This window comes from Mycobacterium sp., from assembly GCF_035499775.1.
GTDB lineage: Bacteria > Actinomycetota > Actinomycetes > Mycobacteriales > Mycobacteriaceae > Mycobacterium.
This window is the reverse complement of the sequence record NZ_DATJYB010000264.1, coordinates 1-3,362: the sequence shown is the minus strand read 5'-3', so window position 1 is coordinate 3,362 and position 3,362 is coordinate 1. Positions and strand designations below refer to the sequence as shown.

General features: G+C 65.8%; 2 protein-coding genes and 1 pseudogene. All 3 read right to left on the bottom strand.

The window, feature by feature from the left end:
• Window positions 1–33: 33 nt before the first annotated feature.
• Window positions 34–276, bottom strand: a complete 243-nt coding sequence (locus tag VML93_RS38620) for an excalibur calcium-binding domain-containing protein (RefSeq protein ID WP_414686383.1) — start codon at window positions 274–276, stop codon at window positions 34–36.
• 14 nt (window positions 277–290) lie between these two features.
• Window positions 291–2,451, bottom strand: a pseudogene (locus VML93_RS17225) (ATP-binding protein).
• 87 nt (window positions 2,452–2,538) lie between these two features.
• Window positions 2,539–3,362 (bottom strand): cupin domain-containing protein (locus VML93_RS17220; protein WP_325612474.1); only part of this gene is annotated, 824 nt, incomplete at its 5' end.

Below are 3,362 nucleotides of genomic sequence, written 5' to 3'. Positions count from 1 at the left end.
AGTCGGCGATTGACGCCGGAAGGCTGACCTACTTCAGGGGCACACTTGGCAGGCAATGCCGTCGCCGTCACGGTCAAGTTCTGGCCGGTAACCCGGCTGGCCCCGACGAATCGGTGCCGCACCGGCAGCGCAGGCTGCCTTACAGTTCTTGTAGTAGACGCCGGAGCCAGTCGTTGTCGTCGTGGGTGACGTGGTGGTAGACGGATCGGCGTGCGCCAGAGGCGCACCCGCAATTCCCACCGCAATTGCGGCCGCGATGAATGCCCTACGAAGCATTGTGTCAACCTCCATCATCTGACGCTTTCGAATTCTGTTCGGGCTCGGTCGATTTGGTCGTATGCATAGTTGGCCATGGCGGCCGTGGTCATGTTTGCGCCCTGGCTGGCACGCGATTCGTAGGCGTCGTTGCCGAGCGCGTCGCGTAGCTGCGCGATCGTTTCGCCGAGTTCAGGGAAGGACTGCGCGGTGACGGGACCGAACGTGAAACCGGCGATGGTGGCCGCCGCCTCGTAGCGGCCGAGCCGGTCGAAGAACGCCGCGAGGATTGCCAGCGGTGTGCTCATCGCGTTGGTATTGCCCGCCTCGTGGTGGTTGTGGATGGTCAAGCTGAAGTACTCGAGCGCGGCCACGGGATCGCCGTGGGCTGCCTCGACACGACACAACACCGCCGCGAGGTGCGACACACAGGTGCGGTTGCCGCTGTCTTGCGCGATCGCCAGGCCGCGGCGCATGGCCGGGTTTCCCAGAGATTCGGCGGCAGCGGGGAGGCCCTCCGCGAGGGCCTCCGCCTCATCGCTGGGACCCTTGATCGTCGCTGCCAAGACCAGGCATTGCAGCGTGAGGGTATGGGTATCACGACCCCGCGCGAGCTCTTTGCGGCACAACTCCACGGCCCGACGCGGCTGACCGCTTGCCGTATACGCGCCGCAAGACCAGCCCATTAACCCGAACGGCATCTCGTAACGGTCAGTCTCGGCCAGCGCCGCCGCCTCGTCGGCCTGCCGTACGGCATCTTCGATCCGCCCTGTTATGTAGCACTGCGACGCAGTCACACACAGTAACGCGGTCTTGGGATGGTCGTTGGCCCGCGCGCTCTCGATGAGTTCTTCGGCCCAGGTGAGGGGCGGGTGCGCCCGGAAAGCCGATCGACGACGAGCAACGACTTGCGCACCAGCGCATCCAGTAAATCCAGAACCTCATAGTCGTCGCAATGCTCGGACTCCGCTACCGCGCAAGCACTTTCGAGTTCGAATCCGCCCGCGAACACCGAACAACGTTCCAGCAGTTCTCGTTCTGCCTCGGCGAGGTGATCGTACGACCACGCCACGGCATGGCGCAGTGTTTGGTGCCGTCCCAGCCCGCGCCGCGACCCGACCAGCAGCCGGAACCGGTGATGCAGCCGGTCGCGCACTTCGATGGGCGTCATCGACGCCATGCGCGAAGCCGCGAGTTCGATGGCCAGCGGGATCCCGTCGAGACGACGGCAGATTTCCACGACTGCGGTCGCATCGTCGGGTTCGGAGACCGAAAAGCGCGCCGAAACGCTTTGGGCCCGTACGGTGGTCGAGCGGGCGAAGATGGCCTCCACCAAGTCGGCCGCGGCGTCACGCACATGCTCGCAGTTGTCGAATACCAACAACCGGACCCTGCCTTCCAGAGCGGCTGCCACGCTTTCGGTCACGTTCTTGCCGGGTTGCTGAGCGATGCCGAGCACGGCGGCCACGGCATCCGGCACGGCGGCCGGATCGGCGACCGCGGCGAGCTCGAAAAGCCAAACTCCGTCCGGGAATTCATCGGCCAGGCTGGCCGCGACCTCCGATGCCAGTCGGGTCTTGCCGACCCGCCGACCCCGGCCAGTGTCACCAACCGGTGCACTTTGAGTGCTGCCCGCACCTGTTCGACCTCGGACTCGCGACCGACGAAGCTGGTCAGCGCGGGACGCAGGTTCCCCGGGCTGGTGTCCAGTGCGCGCAACGGCGGAAAGTCGGTCCGCAGACCGGACGCCCGGACCTGGAGTACCCCGACGGCCGTGGGCAGGTCGCGCAGACGGCGTTGCCCGAGGTCCATCAAGTCGACTCCGCTGAGCAGACCGGCTGTCGAATCTGTCAGCAGGATCTGGCCGCCATGCCCGGCGGCCATCACGCGGGCGGCCCGATTGAGTGCGGCACCGAAGTAGTCCGCGTCGCGCAGTTCAGCTTCGCCGGTGGCCAGTCCCATTCGCACCGGCAGCTCGAGTGTCCGCTGCGCGGCGACGGCGGCGTCGACCGCGGCTTTCGGCGAGGCGAACGCGGCACACACACCGTCACCGGTGTGCTTGAACAGCCAGCCGCCACGTGTCTCGATGGCCTGACGTAGTGCCTGGTCGTGGGTGGCCAGCGCGTCCCGCATGCCATCGGGATCGGCCTCCCACCGTCGGGTCGAACCCTCCACGTCGGTGAACAGGAACGTCACGATTCCCGACGGCGGACCATCCGGATCAGCAGACACCCTCGCAGAATGCCATAGCTGAGGTCGACGGCGACTGATTATCGACCCAGCTCATTCTCCGATGCCGTGGGCATCAAGCGGGTTAAGCCGGTTCACGATCAGCGGGTCGGATTTGGTGAACGGGAAGGCAGGCAGGTCGTCGATGTGGGTGTCGAACGTTGCCGCGAGCACCTTGCGCGAGTAGGCGCTTGCCGATGCCCGATAGCCGATGTCTGCGGGTGTGGGCTGGTCGAAGAAGATGCAGAAGTGCATCTCGGCGGCGTCGAAGACCTCGATGTGGTGCGGGTAGGCGCGCGGGATGAAATACACATCGCCCTGACGCAAATACCAGGTGTCAAGGTCGCCGTCGGGGCCCATCACGGTCATCCGTGCAGCACCCCGGTTCACATAACCCATCTCGGCCGTGATCGGGTGCCAGTGTGGTTCCCGCATCCCGTCTTCGCGGATCCGCAGCGAGTACATCGACAGGTCCTTGAGCGCCGGCCAGTATTGCAGTCGCGCGGTCCTGGCGGAGCCGACGGCGATGCTCACCGGCGGAGTCATCGCGTCGACCGAGAACTTGTGCGGGTCATCGAAATACGCGGTCGCGGGCACGTCCGGATCTCCCTCGCGGGCGGCCAGCGCGTGGTCGGCGGTGCTGCGCCGGACCGCCGCGAAATCCGAGGCCGGCAGGTCGTAGGTGTTGCCCAGCACCGCGTCGGTCATCGCCCCGAAAGCCGCACCGAGCCCGAAGTCCTCGGGCCGTTCATTGCGGAACGTGATGATGAATTCGCACGCGTCGGCGCCGATGTTCTCGATGTGGTGCAGGGAGCCGGAGTCGATGTGGAACATGTCGCCCGCGCGCACCACGAAAGAGGCGAACTTGTTACCGGTGT

Excerpts from the sequence above, each read along its gene's own strand:
- VML93_RS38620 (WP_414686383.1), bottom strand. The coding sequence starts at position 276 with ATGCTTCGTAGGGCATTCATCGCGGCCGCAATTGCGGTGGGAATTGCG.